At 73.4% G+C, this 4,131-nt stretch carries 5 protein-coding genes; 2 read left to right on the forward strand and 3 right to left on the reverse strand.

Annotated elements, in window-relative coordinates; all coding sequences use genetic code 11:
- Positions 1 to 162 precede the first annotated feature (162 nt).
- Positions 163 to 1,386, reverse strand: a complete 1,224-nt coding sequence (locus ABZ281_RS40515) for a transcriptional regulator (RefSeq protein ID WP_356662976.1) — start codon at positions 1,384 to 1,386, stop codon at positions 163 to 165.
- 300 nt (positions 1,387 to 1,686) lie between these two features.
- On the opposite strand from ABZ281_RS40515, the gene ABZ281_RS40520 reads away from it, so the two are divergent.
- Complete coding sequence (locus ABZ281_RS40520; protein WP_356662977.1) at positions 1,687 to 2,142, forward strand: hypothetical protein; 456 nt, start codon at positions 1,687 to 1,689, stop codon at positions 2,140 to 2,142.
- Here the strand turns inward: ABZ281_RS40520 and ABZ281_RS40525 are convergent.
- The gene (locus ABZ281_RS40525) at positions 2,108 to 2,596 is read right to left on the reverse strand and encodes a hypothetical protein (protein ID WP_356662978.1); all 489 of its coding nucleotides are present in this window, start codon (positions 2,594 to 2,596) and stop codon (positions 2,108 to 2,110) included. The genes ABZ281_RS40520 and ABZ281_RS40525 overlap by 35 nt on opposite strands.
- A 446-nt stretch (positions 2,597 to 3,042) precedes the next feature.
- On the opposite strand from ABZ281_RS40525, the gene ABZ281_RS40530 reads away from it, so the two are divergent.
- On the forward strand, positions 3,043 to 3,195 hold the full coding sequence (locus ABZ281_RS40530) for a hypothetical protein (protein ID WP_356662979.1): 153 nt from the start codon (positions 3,043 to 3,045) through the stop codon (positions 3,193 to 3,195).
- 3 nt (positions 3,196 to 3,198) lie between these two features.
- Here ABZ281_RS40530 and ABZ281_RS40535 read toward each other — a convergent pair.
- Positions 3,199 to 4,131, reverse strand: a 933-nt coding sequence (locus tag ABZ281_RS40535) for an enolase C-terminal domain-like protein (RefSeq protein WP_356662980.1), incomplete at its 5' end; no start/stop codon positions are given.

Genomic DNA, 4,131 nt, shown 5'->3' on the forward strand with positions numbered 1-4,131 from the left:
CGTAGCGGCGGGCGAAGGTGACGATGCTGCCTTCGGTTCCGGGCTGCGCGTACACCATGGCGGCTCTCCTCGGTGAAGGGTGGTGCGGGGCGGGTCGCGACGTCCCTCACTGTGCTCCCGGGAGGTTGGCGCAAGGTTGGCGCCGTGACGGACCGGCGTCCGTCAGCCGCGCAGGGCCGTCACAAGCCGGCCCCTCGCGATCGCCCGGCGGGTGTCGCCCGGGCCGAGCAGCCGCAGCGCGTGCTCGTGGACCTCCGCGTCGTACGGGGCCCGTTCGCCGTAGCGCAGAGCGTGCTCGGGGCGGGTGCTCGCCAGCACGGCCTCGCGCACCGCCACTTCGAGGCGCGTGCGCCACTCCTCGATGCCGGGGGCCTCGGAACGGGGGAGCAGCGGGCCGCCGTAGCGGCGCAGGGCCGTGTCCGTGTCGCCCTGTTCGAGTGCGCGCAGCACATCGCCGGCGTCGCAGGAGACCGGCTCGGTGAGGGCGTAGTGGCGGGGGGATATCGCGCCGCCCAGCGCGCGGCGCAGGTGGGAGATCTCCGCCTTGAAGGTCGACGACGTGACCGGGCGATCGCCGTACAGGGCCGCCCGCAGCCGCTCGGGGGAGAAGCCGTCGGGTTCGAGTGCGAGAAGGGTGAGGATCTCCAGCTGGCGGGGGCGCAGGGGGAGGGGCCGCCCCTCGTGCACGGCGTGTTCGAAGCCCAGGCACGTGAGTCGCAGCCGGACCGGGCGGGACATCTCCGTCGTCAGGCGAGCCTCGATCGTCGACACCAGCGTGCGGACGGTGAACATGGCCAGAGGGTGCGAGCGGTCCCAGGTCGTGGACAGGTCCAGTACGCCGAGGACGCGGCCGTCCCGGCCGTGCACCGGGGCGCAGTAGCAGACCCAGCCGTGCAGGGCCGACACCAGATGCTCCGCCGAGAAGACGGAGCTGGGGCGGCCGGTGCGCAGGGCGAGGGACAGCGCGTTGGTGCCCATGGCCTGCTCGTCCCAGCGGCCGCCCGGCGCGAAGTTGACCCGCTCGGCCCGCCGGCGCATGGTCGGGCCGCCGCAGGTCCACAGGATGGTGCCGGATTCGTCGGTGACCGCCGTGACGAACCCGGCGTCCTCGGCGATGCTGTGCAACTCCCCGGCGAGGGCGGAGACCGGCCGGTACAGCGGCGAGGACGTCCAGCGCTGGTGTACCTGTCCGCCGTCGGCGACCGGGGCGCTGTCCCGGCCCGGGTCCACGCTGCCCAGCGAACGCGCCCAGGACTCGGTCACCTCGTGGCGCAGCGTCGCGGTGCCGCCCGGCCGCGCGCCCGGGACGCTCAGCCTCGGCACCCAGCGGGACCACTCGTGCTCCAGCACGGCCCTGCGCTGCCGGAGGTCAGGGCGCTGTGACATGGCCTCTCCCTGCCGTCGTACCGGTTTCTTCGGCGTGAGGCCAGTGTGACCGGACGGGCCTGTCCCGGTCGAGAACTCCGTCGGACCCGGGAGCAGGGTTCCGTACGAGGCAGCCTGGGGCGACCGGTCGGCCTGGAACCGGCCTGTGGCCGGGAACCGTCCCCACCTCTGAACGGGCGACCGCCTGACTGGATGTTTGTCCGGTACCCCCGTGCCGCCGTACGGGTGACGGCTTCACTCGACCCGACGGACGGGGCCCGGCCCGCGTACCACCGGCGTGCGGCGCCGCGTTCCCCTGGCATGGACAGCACGGAGACGGCGCGGCGCCTTCCAGGGAACGACGACGCGCCCCGCTCGTACGCCGAACTCACCAGCGGATACGCGGGACATCCGCCGATCTACGCGGCCCTGGTCGCCGAGTGGGAGGCGCGGGGCCACACGGTCCCGGAGCACCGCGACGGCCAGTGGGTCTCCTTCGCCGCGCCGGCCGAGAGCGAGACCTGGACCACCGTCACCTCGTGGGCCGCCGGCCGGCACATGGGCCCGGTCGCCCCCGGCGGCCCCCGCCCGCCTGCAACTCCGCACGAGGCGGCGACTCCTCACCCGGCCGCCGTTCCCCACCCGGCCGCCGGCAGGCACCCGGGCCAGGCCGCCCCCGTCGGCACCCGTCCCGGCTCCGGCCGTCACCCGGGAGCGGCGACGCCCTCGTCCGGCGCCCGCCTCACCAGCCGTCCGTCGCCACCGGCTCCGCGCTGACCGGCGCCAGCACCGCAAGGGTTCCGTTGGCCTCCCGCAGGGCCGCTTCGAGCGTGCCCGGCGTATGCAGGGTGCCGGATCCGTCCGGCGGGACGAGCCACTCCAGGCGACCGGCGGGACGGTACGGCGGTGGCACGGCGACCCAGGAGCCCCGGCCCACGTGCCGCACCCCGAAGCCGATCCACTCGCTGACCGGATCGGGTGGCAGGAAGAAGCCCACTCTTCCGGCCGCGCAGTCCACCAGGGTGGGGCCGGGCACCTTCAGCGGGTCACGCCACAGGAGGTCCAGTGCGAGCAGGCCGAGCCGGTCGGGGACGCTGAGCACGTCCCAGTAACGCCCGGACTCCACGAGCACCGTTCCCGTGCCGTAGTCCCATTCCCGCTTGCACTCCTGGGGGTCGGTGGCGGCCGCGGCGAGCCACTCGACGGCTTGCTTCCACATGACGCTCTGCATGGCCACCCCAGGAGCAGTCGACGGCACCGCGGTCGGGCGCGCGCTGGACACGGGCCGGGTGACCCGCGGGGTTCCGCGTGCCGCCCGGCCGTAGCCATGCTCGTAGATACTTCTACGGGCCGGAAGGGGTGGCGCGGACTGGCGTTTGGGCCGGGCCTGTCCCGGTCGAAAGAGGGCACTCGAACGGTGCGTCCCGTAAGGCCGCGATCAACTTCGTGCGCGTCCATGCTGCCCTGAGTGAATCGGCCACCGAAGGGTGTGCGCGACTCGGGGAGAAGCCGAGGAGCGTGGGACCGCGCCGCCGGACATGCGGGGTCTCGCAGGCATGCCGTCCGTGCCGCCCGCCCCTCGGCGTGGGGGTGGTGTGGACCGCTTCACGGCGGCGCGCGGGGGGCCCGACCTACGCGGCCGGACTCCACCCGAGCAGACGGTGCTGCGCGGCCCCCGTGACCGCCGCCCTCGGCCAGGACCCACGCCGGGCACTCCCCGCCGTACGCCGGCACGGCACGGACGAGACCTGGGTGCCGCGCCGTGATCTGCTCGACAGCGGCCCTTCGACAAGCACTTCATGGGCGAACCGGAGGACGACGGTCGTCTGACCGTCACCAGCGGGGGAGCTTCAGCTCGTACTCCGGCTGGAACCGCTGCATGTAGCCGGTGTCGTCCCGCCCGCGCATCCCGGAGTCGACGTACCGCCGGTGAAGCCGCTCCAGCCGGTCGTGGTCCAGCTCGACGCCCAGCCCCGGGCCGGTGGGCACCCTGACCTCGCCGTCGCGCAGCTCCAGCACGCCGGGGACGATCACGTCGTCCGCGGAGTTCCACGGGTAGTGCGTGTCGCAGGAGTGGTCGAGGTTGGGGATGGCCGCGGCGACATGGGTCATCGCGGCGAGACTGATGCCCAGGTGCGAGTTGGAGTGCATCGACAGGGCGACCCCGAACGCCTCGCACACGGCGGACAGTTCACGGGTGCGGCGCAGTCCGCCCCAGTAGTGGTGGTCGGTGAGCAGCACCTGGATCGCGTTCTGCTCGACGGCCGGCTTCAGGTGTTCCCAGGCGACCACGCACATGTTGGTCGCGAGCGGCATGGGCGATTCCTTCGCCACCTGCGCCATGTCCTCGATGCTCCTGGTGGGGTCCTCCAAGTACTCCAGGACACCGCCGAGTTCACGCGCGACGTACTTCGATGTCTCCACCGTCCAGGCCACGTTCGGGTCCAGCCGCAGCGGCTGCCCGGGGAAGGCCTCCGCCAGCGCCCGCATAGCGGCGATCTCCTCGTCGGGCGGGAAGACACCGCCCTTGAGCTTGAACGACCGGAAGCCGTACCGCTCCTGCATCAGCCGGGCCTGCTCGACGATCCGGGCCGGGTCGAGAGCCGCGCCCCAGTCGTCGCCGATCGCGGCACGGCCGTCGAGCGCGGGGTGCTCGGCCCACTTGTAGAAGAGGTACGCGGCAAACGGCACCGCGTCCCTGACCTTGCCGCCCAGCGGCCGGAGCTCTCCTGGCCCTCTCCGGCCTGGCCCTCGGCGAGTACGTCG

The sequence above is a fragment of the Streptomyces sp. NPDC006265 genome (assembly GCF_040613555.1).
Classification (GTDB): domain Bacteria; phylum Actinomycetota; class Actinomycetes; order Streptomycetales; family Streptomycetaceae; genus Streptomyces.

Coding starts and splice junctions, on each gene's coding strand:
- ABZ281_RS40515 (WP_356662976.1), bottom strand. CDS start 1,386: ATGTCACAGCGCCCTGACCTCCGGCAGCGCAGGGCCGTGCTGGAGCAC.
- ABZ281_RS40520 (WP_356662977.1), top strand. CDS start 1,687: ATGGACAGCACGGAGACGGCGCGGCGCCTTCCAGGGAACGACGACGCG.
- ABZ281_RS40525 (WP_356662978.1), bottom strand. CDS start 2,596: ATGCAGAGCGTCATGTGGAAGCAAGCCGTCGAGTGGCTCGCCGCGGCC.